Source organism: Acinetobacter sp. MB5 (assembly GCF_003261585.1).
In the GTDB taxonomy this organism is placed as follows: domain Bacteria; phylum Pseudomonadota; class Gammaproteobacteria; order Pseudomonadales; family Moraxellaceae; genus Acinetobacter.
This window is the reverse complement of sequence record NZ_POVU01000017.1, coordinates 24,883-43,666: the sequence shown is the minus strand read 5'-3', so window position 1 is coordinate 43,666 and position 18,784 is coordinate 24,883. Positions and strand designations below refer to the sequence as shown.

Genomic DNA, 18,784 nt, shown 5'->3' with positions numbered 1-18,784 from the left:
GCTTATCATTAAAAAGCCTTATTTGTTTAGAATATCAACAGAAAAACTAATAAATCTAAGTTTCTTTTAAAGAAAAGGATTTTGTATATCTATAGTTTTTTTAACAAATACTTTTGTAATTTCTCTCATTCCATCTCACCAATTCATGATTTCGTGACACACTCCCCAAAATATCTCACCCGCACTACAAACAAGCACTTTTTGCCTACTTATAGAATGCTTATTTTTTATAATTTTACATTTTTATTTTTATAAATTTACTTTTTTATAAATTTAACCATACTTTTTTATAATTATAATTTTACATTTTTATATTTATAAATTTACGTTTTTATAATTAAATATTTACATTTTTATATTTATTAATTTACTTTTTTAATATTAAAAACTTACTTTTTAAAAAATAAAACATTACTTTTTTAATATTTAAAATTTACTTTTTTATTTTAATAATTAAACATTTTTGCATTTATATTTATCAATATTTTCATACATATTTAGCTCATGCATAGAACCGTCCACGGCGGCGACGAAGTCCCAAAATATGGATTGCACGCACCAAAACTGCGTAAGAAACACTGTAACCAAACTCTTGTTCAAACAATGGAATCAAGTCACTAATATTTTGAAATTTATGTTTTTTTATGAAATTTTGAAAGGCTTCCCAGTCTAGAATATGCGATGGAGCACCACGTTTCTTACTCGGCTTTGGTTGCAAGCTTCCTGTCTCTTCTTCAAGCTTAATCCATGCATCCAAGGTCACTCTTGAGATATTAAATTGCTTACATACAGCAACTTTATAATCTGTTTTCCGATAAGCCTCTAATGCAGCCTTTCTAATTTCAATTGTATATTTCGGCATATTAATCCTCTCAAAAAAAAATATTAATGGCACACTTTATGCACAAATAAAAATATGTTTGAATATTCCCCACAGGGATTATTATTGTTACAAGGATTAGATTATGCTGCAAGATGAAGTTCATTTAAAAAAACTATCACTATGGCAAGTGATCGTAGTAGGCGTTGCATACATGACTCCAATGACTGTATTCGACACATTTGGTATTGTTTCAGGGACAACCGAAGGACATGTTCCTTTGGCATACCTATTTGCACTAGTCGCCATGCTGTTGACCGCTTTTAGCTATGCCCGCTTTAGCCGTGTTTCTGAAAAACCAGGCTCAGCATATACTTACACCGCTGAAAGCTGTGGGTCATCTCTTGGATTCTTTGTCGGCTGGTGCTCTCTACTCGACTACATTCTCTTACCACTCATCAATGCGCTACTTTGCGGTATTTATCTGGAAGCGATTATTCCAAGTGTACCTTACTGGGCATGGGTTCTGGTTGCAGCAGGTGTGGTCACACTCATTAACTGCTTTAGAGTCAATCTTTTAGCTAATCTAAGCCTCATCTTTGTATTAGCACCTGTCACTTTAATGGTGTTCTTCGTTTATCTTGTCATTCATGGTGTTGGAACCACTCAAGGCTATGAACATGTGCTGACACTTGCACCATTAGTGCATGGAAATACGCATATTTTACCCCTGATTGCAGGTGCATCTATTCTCTGTTTCTCATTCCTAGGGTTTGATGCAGTCACAACCCTTTCACATGAAACTAAAGACCCTAAACGTAATATTCCCCGTGCGGTTATGCTCACCACGCTGATCGGTGGTGTGATTTTCTTTACAGCAGCATGGTTTATCCAACTGTACTTCCCGACCAATGCTCAATTCAAACATCCAGATGAAGCGCTTCCTGAAATTGTCATGTATGTCGGTGGTGCATTATTTCAATCTGTTTTCTTAACAGGTCAAATCATGAATACCGTTGCTTCTGGTTTAGCGAGCCATGCCAGTGCTTCACGTCTGATCTATATTATGGGCCGTGATGGTATTTTCCATAAAAAGACCCTAGGCAGCATTCATCCACGCTTCGGCACACCTTTATACGCTACATTATTCATCGGTCTCGTCTCTCTAAGTGCAATTTTTCTTGATCTTGCACAAGTCGTGAACCTAATCAGTTTTGGTGCTCTCGTTGCATTTACTGCGGTTAATTTCTCAGTCTTCATGCAATTTTATGTGCGCAACAAAGAGCGCCAAGGACTCAAAAATCTTTTCTTCAATGCCATTCTTCCGCTGATCTCTGTGGCTGCAATTGTCTGTTTATGGATGAATCTTGAAAAATCCGCGCTGACTTTTGGTGGCACATGGCTTGGCATTGGCATCCTGTTCTTTATTTATAAAAAAGCACGCAAACAATCCATTGCGATTGAAAGTGCATATTAATCAAGTCAAGTGAGTATCAAAATGCAAAAACTGGTTAACAAACCAACCTTGCTGAATGATGTTGAATTTAAAGTCAGTATCAACCAGCTTAACGGCAAAGACTGGAACTGGATTAACCCTAAACATGGGCAAATTGAAAGCCCAGCCAACTATTACGAAAGCTCTTTGGCAGAATGGCACAGCTTTGATGCGCTAGAAACCCATACAGAATGCGATGTTGTGGTCATTGGTGGTGGACTTTTGGGTTCATCTACTGCCCTTCACCTTGCTGAACAAGGCGTAGAAACCATTCTGCTTGACAAAGATCGTATTGGTAGTGCCGCATCAGGACGTAATGGTGGTCAGCTCACGCCAGGGCTTGCACGTTGGGAAGCTGAAGAGATGATCGAACATTTCAGTCATGAAGATGCCAAACGTCTCTGGAATTTTACTTCCGTTGAAGCCATGCAACTGATTGACAACATCGCTGCAAAATATCAACTCGACTTGCAACGTAAACGTGGGCACATTACCGCTGCTGTACATGAAGGGCATCTTGTGGCACTGACACAAGGCTCAGATGCACGTAAATACCTAGGTGAAAACCATACCCGTGTCGTGGGCAAACATGAATTGTTCGATCACGTCAAATCGGAAAGCTATTTTGGTGGACTGATGGATAGTCTAGGTGGGCATATTCATCCATTAGCACTCAACCGCGGCATTGCTTACGGCTTCTTGCAAAATGGCGGAACCATCTATGAGCGCACCGAAGTGACCGAAATTGAAGAACGTGATGATGGAATTTATGTGCATACAGCGAATGGTACAATTAAAGCGCGTAAGAGTGTTGTGATTGGCGTGCATCATGCCTCATTTAAATTGCTGCCACAGCATAATCAGACCACCATCCCTTTTTACACCTATGTCTGCACGACTGCACCGCTCGAAGTCGATTTAACTGAGCTATTACCAAGTGATCATCCTGTCTACGACACACAGTTCCAGATCGATTATTATCGTGGTGTCAGCAAAAATCGTTTGCTTTTTGGTGGACAGGGCACTGGAAGTTGCTGGAGCCCTGAAAAAACCTATCAATATCTTTTAAGTCGTATAAATAGCGTTTTCCCGCAACTTAAACAGGTGAAACTTGACTTTGTCTGGAGCGGGACGACAGATTTAACCGTAAATGGTGCAACGGACAGTCGCAAATTTGGCGAAAAGTTCCCAATCTATGCCGTGCATGGTTGGAGTGGTCACGGTGTCGCTCAAACCGTCAGAATTGGTAAAGCAATTGCAGATGATTTTGTTGGGCACGCCAAAGATTTTGAAATGCTCACACAAATCCAGCATAAAGACATTACATTTGGGCGTGCATTAGCGCCATTAGTGATTCCTATGGCGAAAGGTGCTTATGGTTTAGGTGCCATGATGAATCCAGGCAAGATGGTGTCATTCTAAGCCTGCTATCGCCATTTAAACGCAATAAATAAACAACCAACCCAATGCCTAATGTCCTGCATTAGGCATTGTTATTTTCAAGGCAGTAACAACTTAAAAATCCAAACACACAGCAGATCGTTTACTTTTAGCTGCAAAATGGTAAGTCTCGAAATTAAGTGATATATGTGTTTAGCGCAGCTTTTTTATGATGGCTTGTACCATTTTTCTGCTTATCTCCAAGCAAATTGGAGTTTATTTGAATACCGTGTCAGAAAAATCAAAAAGGTGTATAAAAAATCGATTTAGCTCAATCAAACATGCATTGAACTCGCAAAGTTTATTGATGGCGAAATATCAGCAATAAAAAAGCCGCTATAAAAGCGGCTTTTCCACATCTGTAACTAATTAACCAAGTTTTTTAGTTACATAGTCAATCGCTGATTGAACAGTTGTGATTTCGTTTGAATCTTCATCAGGGATAGTGATGTCGAAGTCATTTTCGAAAGACATAACAAGTTCAACTAGGTCTAAAGAATCCGCACCCAAATCATCTGTGAAAGATGCTTCGTTTTTGATTTCTTCAGCACGCATACCTAATTGTTCAGCTACTGCTTGCTTAACGCGTTGTTCGATATCGCTCACAGGAATTCTCCTCATTGCTTGTGGCGTTTTTTAATGCCGTTAGTTTAATTGAATATAAAAAAATTTAAAAGTTTAATAGCTTAGGATTAAGCCATATACAACCCACCATTTACATGTAATACATTACCTGTAATGTAACTGGATTTGTCACTCGCAAGGAAGCTGACCGCATTTGCGATGTCTTGAGGTTCGCCTAGACGACCAAGTGCAACTTGCTCACTCATTTTCTTACGAATTTCTTCACTTAACTGATCAGTCATCTCAGTTGCAATAAAGCCTGGTGCAACACAGTTCACCGTAATTTGACGGCTACCCATTTCTTTCGCCAGACTGCGACTGAACGCTTCAATACCTGCTTTAGCAGCAGAATAGTTTGCCTGACCTGGGTTTGCAAAATGTGCAACTACGGAACTGATGTTAATAATGCGACCAAAACGTGCACGAGTCATACCCTTCAATACACGTTTAGATAAACGATAAACTGCTTTTAAATGAATATTTAAAATATCATCCCAGTCATCTTCTGACATGCGTAGCAACAAGTTATCACGCGTAATACCCGCATTGTTAACCAATACCAATACTGAACCATACTTTTGCTCAATATCAGAAACTAATTGCTCAATTGCTTCAGCATTACGCACATCAAGGACAGCACCTGTACCGTTGTCTGCAAATTGCTGAGTCAATTTCTCTGCGCCAGATTCAGAAGTCGCTGTACCTACCACAAAAAAGCCATCTTGGATAAGTTGTTGCGCAATCGCAGCACCAATACCACGACTTGCGCCTGTAACTAATGCAACTTTTCGTTCTTGTGTCATGCAATTTTTCCTTCTGCCACTAAAACAGCACTTAGGGCATCTTCAATGCGACTTTTACTATCAATCGCAAATGTTTTTTCAATGTTTGGTAAACGTTTAGCCAAATTGCTAAGTACTGTACCTGGACCACATTCAACAATATAACCAATGCCTTCATCTTGTAGATATTGCATGGTCTTCGTCCATTGCACAGACTGATACAATTGTGCAGTTAAAGCTTGACGCACAGCTGCAACATCTGTTGCTGCCTGAGCATTTACATTTTGTATTACAGGAATACGTGGTAGCTCAATGGCAGTTTGTTCCAAAGCCTGTGCGAATTGTTCAGCAGCAGGTTTCATTAAAGAACAATGTGATGGTACAGATACAGGTAATGCAATTGCCTTGCCATTTTGTGCTTTTGCTTCTGCCATCACGGCTTGTACAAGCGCGGTTGTACCCGCAATGACAACCTGACCTTGAGAATTATAGTTCGCCGCTTCAACTGAACCTGCTGCACCTGCACTTGCTTGTTGGCAAAGTGCAACAACTTGATCATCTGCCAAACCTAAAATTGCTGCCATTGCACCCTCACCTTGAGGAACGGCACTTTGCATCAACTTACCGCGTAAGTTAACCAATTTCACAGCATCTGCCAAAGTCATTGATTCAGCAGCAACCAGTGCGCTGTATTCACCCAATGAGTGACCTGCTAAATATTTAGGTGCAACACCACCCAAATCCAGCCAAGTGCGCCACAATGCAATACTTGCTGTTAACAATACAGGCTGGGTATTTTCTGTTTGATCTAAACCTTCACCTGTTTGAGCAATATGCCACAAGTCAAAACCTAATGCCTCAGAAGCTTCTGCAAAAGTGTCTTGAACACCACTAAACTGCTCTGCAATTTCGGCGAGCATGCCGACTTTCTGTGAGCCTTGACCAGGAAACACAAATGCAGTTTTAGTTGCTTGAACCACTTGCTCGAGTCGTTTAGCAGACATATAAGAATCCTTTTTTGTCTTCTATTGAAGTTCGGTTCTGCAATTTAACATTAAATTTCACGATTTTTAATTGCCAAATACAACATTTACTTCTAATAAAAAAGGGAAGCTTTCGCTTCCCTTTTTCTCACTAAGCCAAGAAGGCTTAATGCAAACCGATTATTCAGCAGATGCTTTAGCGAATAATTGGCGACCACGGTATAAACCGTCTTTAGTTACGTGGTGACGACGATGAGTCTCACCAGTAGCTTGGTCTACAGTTAATGCATTCTCAGTTAAAGCGTCATGTGAACGGCGCATGTCACGGCGAGAGCGACTTTTACGGTTTTGCTGAACGGCCATGATGGCTCCTTACAAATCGAAAATATGGATCAGAACAAATTCAATTGTCTTATACGCATGAGTATAACACAAAAATTAGTTAAGTTTACCCTTCAAACTTGCCAAAACATCAAACGGGTTGTCCCGCTTCTCTTCGACAAGCTCTTCAATGGCAGGTTGGTGCTTATGTTCACAAGCATCATGCTTAGGAGACAAAGGCATCAACAATAACAATTCATCTTCTATCAGAGAAAGTAAATCAGCAGTCGCAGGCGCATCATAGCTACCTTTCGTCGTTGCTTCACTTTCACCTAAGACGATGAAATCAGCTTCCTCATCCAAGCGCTCTATCAGTGACTCATCATCCACTAGAGCTAGATGAAAATCTGAAACGAGTTCAATATTAACCGCGTCTAAACAACGCTGACATTCCATTGGAACAGTCGTTTCAACGTGACCATCTAACCATACAATACGATGATACGCATCCATTGATAGCTTACAGTCTATGTTAATCAATTGATCATCAATTGATCCAACAGCTTCACGGGCAATACGAGCAAAGCGAGACAATGGCAGGGTACCTGACCATGTAAAGCCTTGTTCAGCCCATTTAAACGGCTCAATCTGTGCCGGAAAGGTATTTGCTGACATAATTAAGGCGGCAATTCTACAAATTCATCAGTACTCTGTCAAAGATTAAGATACAATTTTGTACTTATTTAGACAGACCATTTTGGGTAACACAGTCATGCATCTGTTGCAGCCGCAAACAGAAGTGAATAAAAAATCACTTGTTAGCACACTTTCAACTGTTCATTTTGACATTTCACCAGACCAAGTGCAACGTTTGGAATGGACGAATTTACAGACAGAAACTGAACACGTTGACTGGCTCATCTTACACTTTAATCAGTGGTTTTCCCACCACAATGTGATTTTATTCAAAGGTGCTGACGAACCCGAATATTTTCCAGCAACTCCAGATAGTCCTGCCAAAATTCAGTTTGCCCACGGTTTTTTTAACAGTGCACTGCATGAGATCAGTCACTGGAGCATCGCAGGGGCAAAACGTCGCCTACTTCCAGATTTAGGTTACTGGTATGCGCCCGATGGTCGTACTCAAGAACAACAAAACCTGTTTGAACAGGTTGAAATCATCCCTCAAGCCATTGAATGGTTATTTGCCGTTGCATTTGGTCGGAAATTTCGGGTTTCGCTGGATAATTTAACAGGTGATGGCGGAGATGGTTGCCAGTTTAAAGATAATGTCTATGCTCAAGTGCAACGCTATTTTTCTGGTGAAGCACGTTTGCCGCGAGATGCCGCACATTTTATTGCGTGTATCTGTTTATGCACGCGCAATGGCAAAAGCTTACATGCAGATGAGTTTTGTCGCGAAATGTTAGGTTAAAAATCCATTGAATAACAAACAACATTGCACCTTTATATGCAATCGTTCCATAATATAAGCAAGCGTAGCACTTCGGAGAGCAACCATGCTTCACTTACGAATTCATCCAGAAAATCCTCAACCACGACTCATTCAGCAGGCGGTTGAGCGAATTCGTGCAGGCGACGTTGTTGTTTACCCAACCGATGCCGCTTATGCAATTGGCTGTCAGATTGGAAATAAAAATGCCATGGAACGAATTGCGCAAATTCGTAACTTGGGTAATAAGCATCAATACGCAATTATTTGCAGTGATTTGTCTGATATTGCGACTTTTGCTAAAGTCGATAATGCGACCTATCGCCTACTCAAGGCCAATACTCCAGCCATTACCACCTATATTTTGACTGCAACCAGTGAAGTCCCTCGCCGTTTGATGCATCCAAAGAAAAAAACCATTGGCTTACGCGTTCCAAGCAATCCGATCTGTCAAATGCTACTTAAGGAACTTGGTGAACCCCTATTGACTAGTACACTGATCCTTCCCGATCAAAGTGATCCACTGGACGATCCGTATGATATTGAAATGCAACTGGGTAAACGCATTGATGTGTTTATTGATGGTGGGTTTGGTACACTCACCACAACCAGTATTGTCGATTTATCAGGGGACTCACCTGTCGTCATACGTCGTGGAGTAGGTGATGTGAGCACCTTTGAATAGCGACTAATTTAACCTTTTATCATTTTTATCGGAAATATTGCTTATTTTCGTTTCATTCAATCTTCGAATGTCATAAAATATTAACCTTTAGCAGTGTTGAAAAACATTTTCTTTCTCCACTGACATTTTTTCGCTGTAGACTCTCATGCTTTTGAAAATTCGCGTGGCCTAATATTGTAATGAATCAAGTGCTTCATACCACGATGGACTCTGCTCCAAACATCCGTGTATTGGATGAATGGCAGGATACCATTCCTGAAGATTTATATATTCCTCCTGCTGCCTTTGAAATTTTACTCGATCACTTCGAGGGACCACTCGACTTTTTAATTTACCTGATTCAAAAAAACGGCTTTGACCTTCTACAACTTGATATCGCTCCGATTGCTAGCCAATACTTGCAATATATGGATGCCATGAAGTCACTCAATATCGAGTTAACCGCAGATTACATGGTGATGGCAGCGTTATTAGCAGATCTAAAATCTCGCCTGTTATTACCAAAACCAAAACATATCGAACTCGAAAAAGATCCGAAACAGCAACTCATTGACCGTTTAGAAACCTATTTACGGATTAAAAAAGCAGCCGAGCAGCTTGGTCAATTTTCTATTCTTGAGCGTGATACCTTTAATATCAATGTCAATTTAGGTCAGAGCACAGCTGTTTATGAAGGCTATAGCGCTGATTTACTTAAAGATGCTTTGTTTTGTGTATTCAATCGCCCAGAACCGGTGATTCATCAGGTTCAGCAAGAGCCTGTTTTGCTTGAAGAACGGATTGCTTATATTGAACAGTTAATTCAGTCAGGTGAAATCCTTGATTTTTCAGCACTGCTGAAACCAAGCCAAGGTAAAATGGGCATGGTGGTGACCTTTATGGCGATTTTAGAGCTAACACGCCAACAAAAAATCCAGATTGTTACTACAGGTATTGAAGCCCCGCTTACGATTCAAGGGGAAGCTGCATGACCATTGAAAATATGAGCATGTCGATTGATGACCTGCATCATGAAGTTTTAATGCAACTCGAAGCGATTATTTTTGCCAGCGATGCACCTGTTTCAATCGCTCGGTTAAAAGAAGCGTTTCAAGATCAATATAGCAAACAACAATTACGACTATTTTTACAGCAACTTGCTGTATTACAACATGGTCGATCGATTGAACTGATTGAAACTGCACAAGGCTTTCGTTTCCAAGTCCGTGCCAAATATAGACAGGTGATTACTCAAACTTGGCCTGAACGACCGACACGACTATCACCATCTTTACTCGAAACACTCGCGGTGGTGGCCTACCACCAGCCTGTGACTCGTGCAGATATTGAACAAATTCGCGGAGTGACCAATAACAGTCAGATTTTGCGCACATTATTTGACTTTAACTGGATTAAAGAATCTGGTTTTCGTGAACTCCCTGGACGACCGGCGCTGTTGATTACAACGCCCCAATTTTTGAACGCTTTTGGTTTAGCTTCGCTAAGCCAGTTGCCTCCCCTGCAGGATGCCAAGGAAGCTTTCATGACACTTGATGCCCAAGCAGCAAAGTCGTGAATAGGTGGACTGTTGATTGATTAATTCTAAGGTTATGCTGTCATGAGTGAAAAACTACAGAAAGTTTTAGCGCGTATTGGTTTGGGTTCTCGCCGTTATATGGAAGAAGTCATTGCCGCTGGTCGTGTAAGTGTGAATGGTAAAATTGCCCAAGTCGGTGAGCGTATTGAACCGACAGATGAGCTCCGTATTGATGGACGTAAAGTTCAGTTTCAAGTGGAAGATGAAATCCGTCGCCGCGTCTTGGTTTACTACAAACCTGAAGGTGAAATCTGTTCACGTAACGATCCAGAAAAACGCCCGACTGTATTTGACAATTTACCGCAAATTGCCAATGACCGCTGGGTTATGGTCGGTCGTCTGGATATTAACAGTACAGGCTTATTGCTATTCACAAACGATGGTGAACTTGCCAACCGTTTGATGCACCCTTCAAATGAAATTGAACGTGAATATGCCGTACGTGTGATGGGTGAAGTAACGCCTCAAATGCGCAACACCTTGCTGAAAGGTGTCACACTGGATGATGGCCCTGCAAAATTTGAATCTTTCTCAGACTTGGGTGGTGAAGGGATTAACCGCTGGTATCAAGTTGTAGTGAAAGAAGGACGTAACCGAGAAGTACGTCGTCTGTTTGAATCGCAAGGTTTAAAAGTGAGCCGTCTGTTACGTACTCGCTATGGTTCAATTACCTTACCTCGTGAATTACGTACAGGTCGTTGGACAGAGCTTGATAAACAAGATATCGACAACTTGGTGAAACTGGTTGAACTCAAACCACGTCAAGGTACTGGCTTATTTGGTATGGCAAAACGCCGTGCGGAACGTATGACCGAAAAACCAATGTCAGCACGTCGTGGTGGTTTCCTACGTCAACAACGTCGTGACACCGACAACCCACAGCAACAACAAAATACTTCAGGCTCTAGCAATGGGAATGGCCAACAACAACGCCGACCTGCTGCTCAAGGCAGAAATTTCAAGAAATTTTAATAAACTGTGATCTTTATGCCTCACTTGGAGCCATAAAGATCATGACTTGATCGAAATGCTAGCCATAAAAAAAGATGAGTAACAATGCTCATCTTTTTTTATATTTGATTTTTACAATCAAGCGACCAGAACAGGAACATCAATCCATAAGGCTTCTGGGAAATGTTCTGCCAAATACGCTTTGAGTAATTGCTGCGTATCTTGAGCAATCACTTCATCTTGTGAATCATCATTCAGGTTATAAGCCAAGGCATATAATGGAATCTGACGTGCTTTTAATGCTTCAAGGCTCAACAAAGTATGATTAATACTGCCCAACCGACCAGAAGAGACCAAAACAACAGGATAACCCTGCTGCTTCACAAAATCGATGGTGAGCAAACGACGTGTCAAAGGCACCATTAAACCACCCGCTCCTTCGAGTAAAACCACATCATAGCGCTGTGCTAAAGTTTCGGTTGCTGCATTGATTTTGGCAAAATCAATCTCACGTCCATCCAGTTCACTCGCTAAATGTGGCGATGCAGGATAAGTAAAAATTTCTGGCATAGTCAGCTTTTCATGATCTTCTGGTAGCCAGCCTGTTGCCATGATTTCACGATGCTTTTCCAGATCTTCGGAGACATCGACATTACCCGTTTGAATCAGTTTTTGGGTAATGACTTTTTGCTGTTGCTCTGCCAAGGTTTTCGCCAAAAAGCCCGTGGCGAAGGTCTTCCCAATCCCTGTATCAATACCACTGATAAAATAAACTTGGGCACTCATGTCAACCTCCGAGCAATGATATAAATAGGATGATAAGTCAGCGGATACTGCTGCTTGGACTGCGCTAATTTAAGTGATGCATAGTCAGCATAAAACTGTTGCAAACGCTGCTTAGTCCATGAAAAGTCACGATTGGTTGCCGTCACGCCTGTAGCTTTCAAATGTTTCAGTACATCACGTGGTTGAGCAAACTCAAGTTCAATCAGTTCCTGTTCAGCATGTACCACTTCAAAACCTTGCTGTTCTAGCAAGCTCTGCAACTGATCTAAGGATAGATAATCTAAGCCCTGCCCGATCAATTCTTTGATTTGGCATAAATTCTGTGAACCAAAAGTTGAAAAACACAACCAACCTTGGGCATTGAGCGTTGCATGAATTTTGGCAAAAACCGCCGATAAATCCTGCATCCACTGCAATGCCGAGCTTGAGACCACTGCCGAAAGTTGATTTGGAAATGCAATCTTTTCAGCATCACCGATACAGAACTCAACCTGCTGTTCAGGAAAAAACTCCATCACTTCGGCATACAAGTCATTCACCACATAGCGCTGCACAGCGAACTGCTGTTGCAACTGACGCGTCAATGTACCTGAGCCACAGCCAATTTCAAAAATACGGGACAATTGTTCAGGACAAAATTGCCGCATCAGCTGAGCAAGATGCTCGCAAATCTGCTGCTGCGCCACTGCTTGCACCGTATAGGTTTCGCGTGCTTTTGCAAAACGCTGCTGGATCACGCTTTTATCGAGCGACATCATTTGATTCACAACCATTGTACCAAGGCTTCAAGCGCGTCCTGCTGGGTTTGCGCCGTCAGCGACACCCGTAACCGTGCAGCATTTTTTGGAACTGTTGGCGGGCGCACAGGCATCACATAAAAACCATGTTGCTGTAACTGCATGGCTTTTGCCACAGCTTGGTCACTTGCACCAATCACAATCGGCACAATATGCGTGGTCGATGGGCTGTCATAACCACGCGCCAAGACTTGTTGCTGTAAATAATGACTGGTTTGTGCCAAATGCTGACGCTCAGCCGTTAAACCTTGCATATGTTCAAAAACAAATTTTGTCCAAGCAATATTTACAGGTGGCAAAGCTGTACTAAAAATCAATGGACGCATGCTATTAATCAGATAGGCTTTAATGATTGGATCACACAGCAAATAACCGCCGACTGAAGCAATCGCTTTGCCAAATGTACCGACCAAGAAATCAATTTCTTCAATACATTGATGCTGCTCGGCACAGCCCAAGCCACGTTCACCACGCACACCAATCGCATGTGCTTCATCGACATACAACATGACTTTGGCAAACTGGCGTTTAATCGCCACCAGTGCGGTGAGATCAGTTTCATCACCATCCATACTGAAAATACTTTCAGTCACCACAATAATCCGATCAATCTCGGTATCATCGTGGTATTTTTCAAGCAAGCTGTGTAAATGTTGCAAATCATTATGGCGATAACGCACATATTTGGCAGCACTCAAACGAATACCATCAATCATACTGGCATGAACTAATTTATCTGCCAAAATCAGGGTTTTACTGTCTGCAACCGCAGGTAAAATCCCGACATTCATGTGATAGCCACTATTGAACAGTAACGCCGCACGCCCAGCAAATGCTTGCGAAAGACTTTGCTCCAAGTCGGCATATTCAGGGAAATTTCCTGTCAGCAAACGCGAAGATGAACTACTCAAGTAGCACTCTGCCACTGGATACTGGGCAAAAAACTGCTCACGCAAACTGATCTCAGCAGCAAGTCCCAAATAGTCATTGGAGGACAGGTTCAGCATCTGCTGCCCTGCAATTTCGATGTACTGCCCGTGCTGGCGGTTTTCAGTAAACTGGCGATAGTTGCCTTGTTGTTTTAATTGATCAAGCTGTGCTGCATAGTGTTCAAGCAGTGACATGCGCTTCTCCTGAGGTTATTGCTGCGACCACCGCTTTGAGTTCACGTAATAAAATTTCTAATTCTTCGGGGCGAATCACATACGGCGGCATGACATAGACCAACTTGCCAAATGGACGCACCCAAATCCCACGTGCAACAAATTGCTGTTGCAAGCTCGCCATATTGACGGATTCGTTCAGTTCCACCACACCAATTGCACCGAGTACACGGACATCGGCCACATGCTCCAACTCCGCAAGTGGTGCCAAGCCTTGTTTTAAATGCTGTTCAATACGCTGAATATTGGCTTGCCAGTCTTGCGACAACAACAACTTGGTACTCGCAACCGCCACCGCACAGGCCAGTGGATTTGCCATAAAGGTTGGGCCATGCATAAACACGCCTGCTTCACCTTTGGAAATGGTTTCTGCTACATGTCGCGTGGTTAAAGTCGCTGCCAGTGTCATATAACCACCCGTCAAACCTTTACCAATACACATAATGTCAGGTTCAACCCCCGCATGTTCCCATGCAAAGAGCTTGCCTGTACGCCCAAAACCTGTTGCGATTTCATCAAAAATCAGCAAAATATTGTATTTTTCACAGAGCAATTTGGCTTGGCGCAAATATTCAGGATGATAAAAACGCATCCCGCCCGCACCTTGTACAATCGGTTCAATAATCAATGCAGCAATATTTTGATGCTGTTGTTCTAGAGTTTTTGCCAGTTCAGCAATATCTTGTGAATCCCATTCACCATCAAAACGGCTTTGCGGTGCAGGGACAAAATAACGAATCGGCAAACATGAGCCGAAAATCTGATGCATACCTGTCACAGGGTCACATACCGACATGGCATTCCATGTATCGCCGTGATAACCCGAACGCGTGGTAATAAAATTGGTCTTTTGCTGCTGCCCTTGTGCTGTCCAGTATTGCACGGCCATTTTCAATGCAACTTCAACCGACACCGAACCTGAGTCTGCATAGAAAATTTTATCGAGTGATGGTGGCACAATTTCAAGCAGTGCCTTACCCAGTTCAATCGCAGGATCATGGGTAAATCCACCAAACATGATATGTGACATGCGTTGCAACTGATCGGTCACTGCCTGATTCAGGACAGGATGATTATAGCCATGAATCGCACACCACCAAGACGACATCCCATCGATGAGTTGGCGACCATCTTCAAGCTCAATGGTCGAGGCGAATGCCTGCTTCACCTTAAATGTGGGTAATGGATTAATCATTGATGTATATGGATGCCATATATGTTCTGCATCAAATAAATCCGTCATCCAAATACCGCCTTTTTAACCTCAATGTCGCCAATCTTAATCCGTTTTTGACATGGATGCGATTGCCAGATCAGTCAAATTCAGACAAACGACGCTTCAGTCACCAATTGACCAATTTGCTCAGCAGTCAGTTCAGGATGAGTCACAGGAAAGGCATGACTCAGATTTTCCAGCATCACAATATGGGCAGCTTCAACCGCAATATCAGGGGCTTTTTGCAAAATCTGGCAAGGAATGACTGCATCTTGTTCCGCAAAGATGAAATAAGCTGAATTGGCAAATTCCAACCATTTGTCTGCCAAGTTTAAATCACGCAACATGATCAAGCCTTGCATTAAAAGCGCATGATCAGGCGGATTTGCGCCATTTTGTAAGTTCAGCCAATGCTGTTTCGCCTGTGCATCACCACGGCAAATATTCAGATAAAAACGTTTGAGTGTCGCTTGAGGATGTTGCTGAAAGGCTTGGAAAAACTGAGTAAATTCAGTTTCAGGCATGGCACAAGACCAGTTTTCTTGTGTCACAAAACAGGGATTACTCGCTAAGTTAATCAGTGTTTTGTGCTGTCCTGTAAGCTGTTGATAGGCATCAGCCAGCAACAACGCCAATTGCCCACCGAGTGACCAGCCGATAACCACATCGACTTCGGCAACACGGGAAAGCATCTGCTGTTTTTGAATGGTATCAAACCAGTCGAAAATATCCACCAGTTCAACCTGATGCCCAACTTGCTGTAATGCCTGTTGTAATGGCATCAGGGGCGCAGTTCCCACACCCCATCCCGTAATCAGCAAGATTTTCTTTGGCATTGCCTTGTTCTCAACTACAACTCAGTGCCTAGCAGTATAAGACAAAGCATTTATGATCGATGTGCAAGATCTACCATTTTTAATGTAGCTAGCACACTAAAGAGGCTGCCTCTGGCTGTGGCACGGCTTGCTGTACAGGCGCAGCAATCACGCTCATTTCTGCCTCTGGCAAGGTTTGCGGACAGTCACGATTGAAATGCGTTCCGCGACTTTCCTGACGTTGCAGCGCACTATGCACCATGAGCATTGCAGTTAAAAGCATTGGATATTGCTGCTCAGTCATCAACCACCAGTGATTGAGCTGTGCATACAAATACTGCATGCCTGCAAAGTCACGCTGAATGCCAAAATACTGCGTCATTTTCTGCTGTAATCGCGCAACATCAAAATCATCTTCTAGTTCAAACTGGGTGGCAACCGCAGTGAAATTTGGCTGTACCAGTTCCGCTTCAGATTTTGGAACTTGCCATTCATCTTGCTGAACAATCGCTTGTGCAACATCACGTCCCATCACAATACATTCAAGCAATGAATTACTGGCTAAACGGTTGGCCCCATGTAAACCTGTACAGGACACTTCGCCAATCGCAAACAGATTTTCAAGATCGGTGTGCCCAATCGCATCGGTTAACACACCACCACAGGCATAATGTGCGGCAGGTGCAACAGGAATCGGTTGTTGACTGATATCTAAACCTTGTTCAAGACAATGCTGATAAATCGAAGGGAAATGCTCGGTAATAAAGGCTTTTTCCAGATGGGTCATATCCAGCAAAACAGGTTGTTGTTGCTGTTTCTGAATTTGATCGGCAATCGCACGTGCCACAATATCGCGTGGCGCAAGTTCTAAGCGTTCATCATAGGCAGGCATAAAACGCTCGCCCTGTTGATTACGCAAGATACCACCTTCACCGCGCAAGGCTTCAGAAATCAGGAATGTTTTACTACCTTTCAGCGCCAATGCTGTTGGATGGAACTGGACAAACTCCAGATTGGCAACGCGACAACCTGCCTGCCATGCCAATGCCACACCATCACCTGTAGAGGTTTCAGGGTTGGTGGTGAGTTCAAACAGTTGACCCGTACCACCTGTCGCTAAAATCACATATTTAGCAAAGACTTGTACCAACTGTTGCGCTGCATCTTTAAGTTCAGCCCCATAACAGCGCTGATCTTCAACATAGAGTTGTTGCAAGCGATGCTCAGTTAAACAGGTGACATTATTTTTTTGCGCCAGTTGTTGCTGTAAAGTCTGGGTAACCGACCAACCTGTGTGATCAGCCGCATGCACAATACGACGCTGTCCATGTCCACCTTCACGGGTCAAATGCAAACTTTGATCATGGTAGGTAAATGGCACGCCAAACTGACAGAGCCAGTCAATCGCTTCCGCCGCATGCGATAGAATGTGCGTGGTATTTTCCACATGACACAGTCCCGCACCTGCGACTAGCGTATCTTGAACATGCTCATCGACAGTATCTTGCGGGTCAAGTACCGCGGCAATGCCACCTTGTGCCATATTGCTGGAACAGGTGTCTAAATCCTGCTTCGCCAACAGGGCAATTTTAAACTGTTCAGGCAAAGACAGTGCTACGGTAAGCCCTGCCAAGCCTGCGCCCACAATTAAAACATCATAATGTTGAATATTTTGCTTCATGTTGTGTTGCCAGCCATTGTTGAAATTGAGCCAGACCCGCACCCAATTGTTGATGCTGTTGATGATAGTTTTTATACGCTTCTGAAAAATCTAACATCCGTTGAATTGGTGCACGCGCTTCTTCAATCAGCGCAGCATCGAGTTGAACTTCCTGACTGTGATCGCGCAGGACTTTTGCGCAGGCTGCCAAACCATTCATGGCCATCCAAGGGCAAAATGCACAGGATTTACAGGTTGCGCCATTACCCGCAGTCGGTGCAGCAAAGAATTTCTTGTGCGGTGCTTGTTTTTGCATTTCATGCAAAATGCCTTGATCAGTCGCCACAATAAACTCATGTTCTGGGCGCTGTACCGCAGCATTGAGTAGTTTACTGGTCGAGCCAACAACATCGGCAAGTGCCACCACTTCAGCAGGTGATTCAGGATGTACCAGAACAATCGCTTCAGGATGCTGCTGTTTTAAATGGGTCAGTTCAATACCTTTGAACTCGTTATGTACGATACATGAACCTTGCCAAAGCAACATGTCTGCACCTGTTTTATCTTGGATATATTGCCCAAGATGGCGGTCAGGTCCCCAGATGATTTTTTTGCCTTGGCTATGTAAATGCTCAACAATTTCAATCGCAATTGAAGAGGTGACCACCCAGTCTGCATGTGCTTTCACTTCAGCACTGGTGTTGGCATAGACCACCACGGTGCGGTCAGGGTGTTCATCACAAAATTGTTTAAATTCATCGGCTGGACAGCCCAAATCGAGAGAACAGGTCGCTTCCAAATCTGGCATCAATACAGTTTTTTGCGGACTAAGAATCTTGGCAGTTTCTCCCATAAAACGCACACCCACCACCAGTAAAGTATCAGCAGGATGGTTTTTACAGAATTTCGCCATTTCGAGTGAGTCGCCCACCATGCCACCTGTTGCAAGTGCAAGGTCTTGTAATTCGGGCTCAACATAGTAATGCGCCACCATCACCGCATTATGCTGTTTCAACAGTTCACGGATTTCTTCTTGGTATTGCTGAATTTCTGTCGCATTTAATGGTGCTGGCACCTTTGCCCACGCTTCATGTAGCGTACAGGCATTGCTTTGCTGAGCATCAACGGCTGACTCAATATGTGCCTGCATATAATCTAAGCTTGGCTTTTCATAAGGATAGCTAGCCAAATGTTCCTTCATAACGGCGTTCCAACGA

Annotated in this window: 20 protein-coding genes; 7 read left to right on the top strand and 13 right to left on the bottom strand. The window is 42.8% G+C overall.

Translation table 11 applies throughout. The features are described from left to right. Positions 1-502: 502 nt before the first annotated feature. Entirely contained in the window at positions 503-862 is a 360-nt protein-coding gene (locus C1A47_RS14695) for a helix-turn-helix domain-containing protein (protein WP_111895774.1), read from the bottom strand. 103 nt (positions 863-965) lie between these two features. On the opposite strand from C1A47_RS14695, the gene C1A47_RS14690 reads away from it, so the two are divergent. Then, complete coding sequence (locus C1A47_RS14690) at positions 966-2,297, top strand: APC family permease (protein WP_111895773.1); 1,332 nt, start codon at positions 966-968, stop codon at positions 2,295-2,297. A 21-nt stretch (positions 2,298-2,318) separates the two neighbouring features. Beyond that, complete coding sequence (locus C1A47_RS14685; RefSeq protein WP_111895772.1) at positions 2,319-3,737, top strand: NAD(P)/FAD-dependent oxidoreductase; 1,419 nt, start codon at positions 2,319-2,321, stop codon at positions 3,735-3,737. Between the two features lie 387 nt (positions 3,738-4,124). Here C1A47_RS14685 and acpP read toward each other — a convergent pair whose 3' ends face one another. The 5 genes from acpP to C1A47_RS14660 all read right to left on the bottom strand — a co-directional run bounded on the left by acpP (position 4,125) and on the right by C1A47_RS14660 (position 7,140). Continuing rightward, positions 4,125-4,361, bottom strand: a complete 237-nt coding sequence (gene acpP, locus C1A47_RS14680; protein ID WP_111895771.1) for an acyl carrier protein — start codon at positions 4,359-4,361, stop codon at positions 4,125-4,127. Between the two features lie 86 nt (positions 4,362-4,447). Continuing rightward, positions 4,448-5,182 carry a 3-oxoacyl-ACP reductase FabG gene (gene fabG, locus C1A47_RS14675; protein WP_111895770.1) on the bottom strand — a complete coding sequence of 245 codons (735 nt, stop codon included), beginning with the start codon at positions 5,180-5,182 and terminating at the stop codon, positions 4,448-4,450. Further along, on the bottom strand, positions 5,179-6,165 hold the full coding sequence (fabD, locus tag C1A47_RS14670; protein ID WP_111895769.1) for an ACP S-malonyltransferase: 987 nt from the start codon (positions 6,163-6,165) through the stop codon (positions 5,179-5,181). Before fabD ends, fabG begins: the two co-directional genes overlap by 4 nt. Before the next feature lie 159 nt (positions 6,166-6,324). Continuing rightward, on the bottom strand, positions 6,325-6,507 hold the full coding sequence (rpmF, locus tag C1A47_RS14665; RefSeq protein ID WP_111895768.1) for a 50S ribosomal protein L32: 183 nt from the start codon (positions 6,505-6,507) through the stop codon (positions 6,325-6,327). A 75-nt stretch (positions 6,508-6,582) separates the two neighbouring features. Continuing rightward, positions 6,583-7,140 carry a YceD family protein gene (locus tag C1A47_RS14660; RefSeq protein WP_111895767.1) on the bottom strand — a complete coding sequence of 186 codons (558 nt, stop codon included), beginning with the start codon at positions 7,138-7,140 and terminating at the stop codon, positions 6,583-6,585. A 97-nt stretch (positions 7,141-7,237) separates the two neighbouring features. On the opposite strand from C1A47_RS14660, the gene C1A47_RS14655 reads away from it, so the two are divergent. The 5 genes from C1A47_RS14655 to rluB all read left to right on the top strand — a co-directional run bounded on the left by C1A47_RS14655 (position 7,238) and on the right by rluB (position 11,151). Continuing rightward, positions 7,238-7,900, top strand: a complete 663-nt coding sequence (locus C1A47_RS14655) for an elongation factor P hydroxylase (RefSeq protein ID WP_111895766.1) — start codon at positions 7,238-7,240, stop codon at positions 7,898-7,900. 85 nt (positions 7,901-7,985) lie between these two features. Then, a complete protein-coding gene (locus C1A47_RS14650; RefSeq protein ID WP_111895765.1) occupies positions 7,986-8,603 on the top strand; it encodes an L-threonylcarbamoyladenylate synthase in 618 nt (205 codons plus the stop codon). Between the two features lie 179 nt (positions 8,604-8,782). Beyond that, entirely contained in the window at positions 8,783-9,574 is a 792-nt protein-coding gene (locus tag C1A47_RS14645; RefSeq protein ID WP_111895764.1) for a segregation and condensation protein A, read from the top strand. Further along, complete coding sequence (scpB, locus tag C1A47_RS14640; protein ID WP_111895763.1) at positions 9,571-10,158, top strand: SMC-Scp complex subunit ScpB; 588 nt, start codon at positions 9,571-9,573, stop codon at positions 10,156-10,158. Before C1A47_RS14645 ends, scpB begins: the two co-directional genes overlap by 4 nt. A 42-nt stretch (positions 10,159-10,200) precedes the next feature. Next, complete coding sequence (gene rluB, locus C1A47_RS14635; protein WP_111895762.1) at positions 10,201-11,151, top strand: 23S rRNA pseudouridine(2605) synthase RluB; 951 nt, start codon at positions 10,201-10,203, stop codon at positions 11,149-11,151. A gap of 117 nt (positions 11,152-11,268) precedes the next feature. Here the strand turns inward: rluB and bioD are convergent, their stop codons facing one another. The 7 genes from bioD to nadA all read right to left on the bottom strand — a co-directional run bounded on the left by bioD (position 11,269) and on the right by nadA (position 18,717). Further along, on the bottom strand, positions 11,269-11,916 hold the full coding sequence (gene bioD, locus C1A47_RS14630) for a dethiobiotin synthase (RefSeq protein WP_111895761.1): 648 nt from the start codon (positions 11,914-11,916) through the stop codon (positions 11,269-11,271). Beyond that, a complete protein-coding gene (bioC, locus tag C1A47_RS14625) occupies positions 11,913-12,671 on the bottom strand; it encodes a malonyl-ACP O-methyltransferase BioC (RefSeq protein WP_227539796.1) in 759 nt (252 codons plus the stop codon). Before bioC ends, bioD begins: the two co-directional genes overlap by 4 nt. An 8-nt stretch (positions 12,672-12,679) precedes the next feature. Then, a complete protein-coding gene (locus C1A47_RS14620; protein WP_111895759.1) occupies positions 12,680-13,837 on the bottom strand; it encodes an 8-amino-7-oxononanoate synthase in 1,158 nt (385 codons plus the stop codon). Next, the gene (bioA, locus tag C1A47_RS14615) at positions 13,824-15,119 is read right to left on the bottom strand and encodes an adenosylmethionine--8-amino-7-oxononanoate transaminase (protein ID WP_111895758.1); all 1,296 of its coding nucleotides are present in this window, start codon (positions 15,117-15,119) and stop codon (positions 13,824-13,826) included. The genes C1A47_RS14620 and bioA overlap by 14 nt, the downstream gene beginning before the upstream one ends. A gap of 80 nt (positions 15,120-15,199) precedes the next feature. Beyond that, a complete protein-coding gene (locus tag C1A47_RS14610; protein ID WP_111895757.1) occupies positions 15,200-15,928 on the bottom strand; it encodes an alpha/beta fold hydrolase in 729 nt (242 codons plus the stop codon). A gap of 88 nt (positions 15,929-16,016) precedes the next feature. Beyond that, positions 16,017-17,588, bottom strand: coding sequence for an L-aspartate oxidase (nadB, locus tag C1A47_RS14605; protein WP_111895756.1), 1,572 nt, complete (start codon positions 17,586-17,588; stop codon positions 16,017-16,019). Beyond that, positions 17,563-18,717, bottom strand: coding sequence for a quinolinate synthase NadA (gene nadA / locus C1A47_RS14600; protein WP_171294400.1), 1,155 nt, complete (start codon positions 18,715-18,717; stop codon positions 17,563-17,565). The genes nadB and nadA overlap by 26 nt, the downstream gene beginning before the upstream one ends. Positions 18,718-18,784 lie beyond the last annotated feature (67 nt).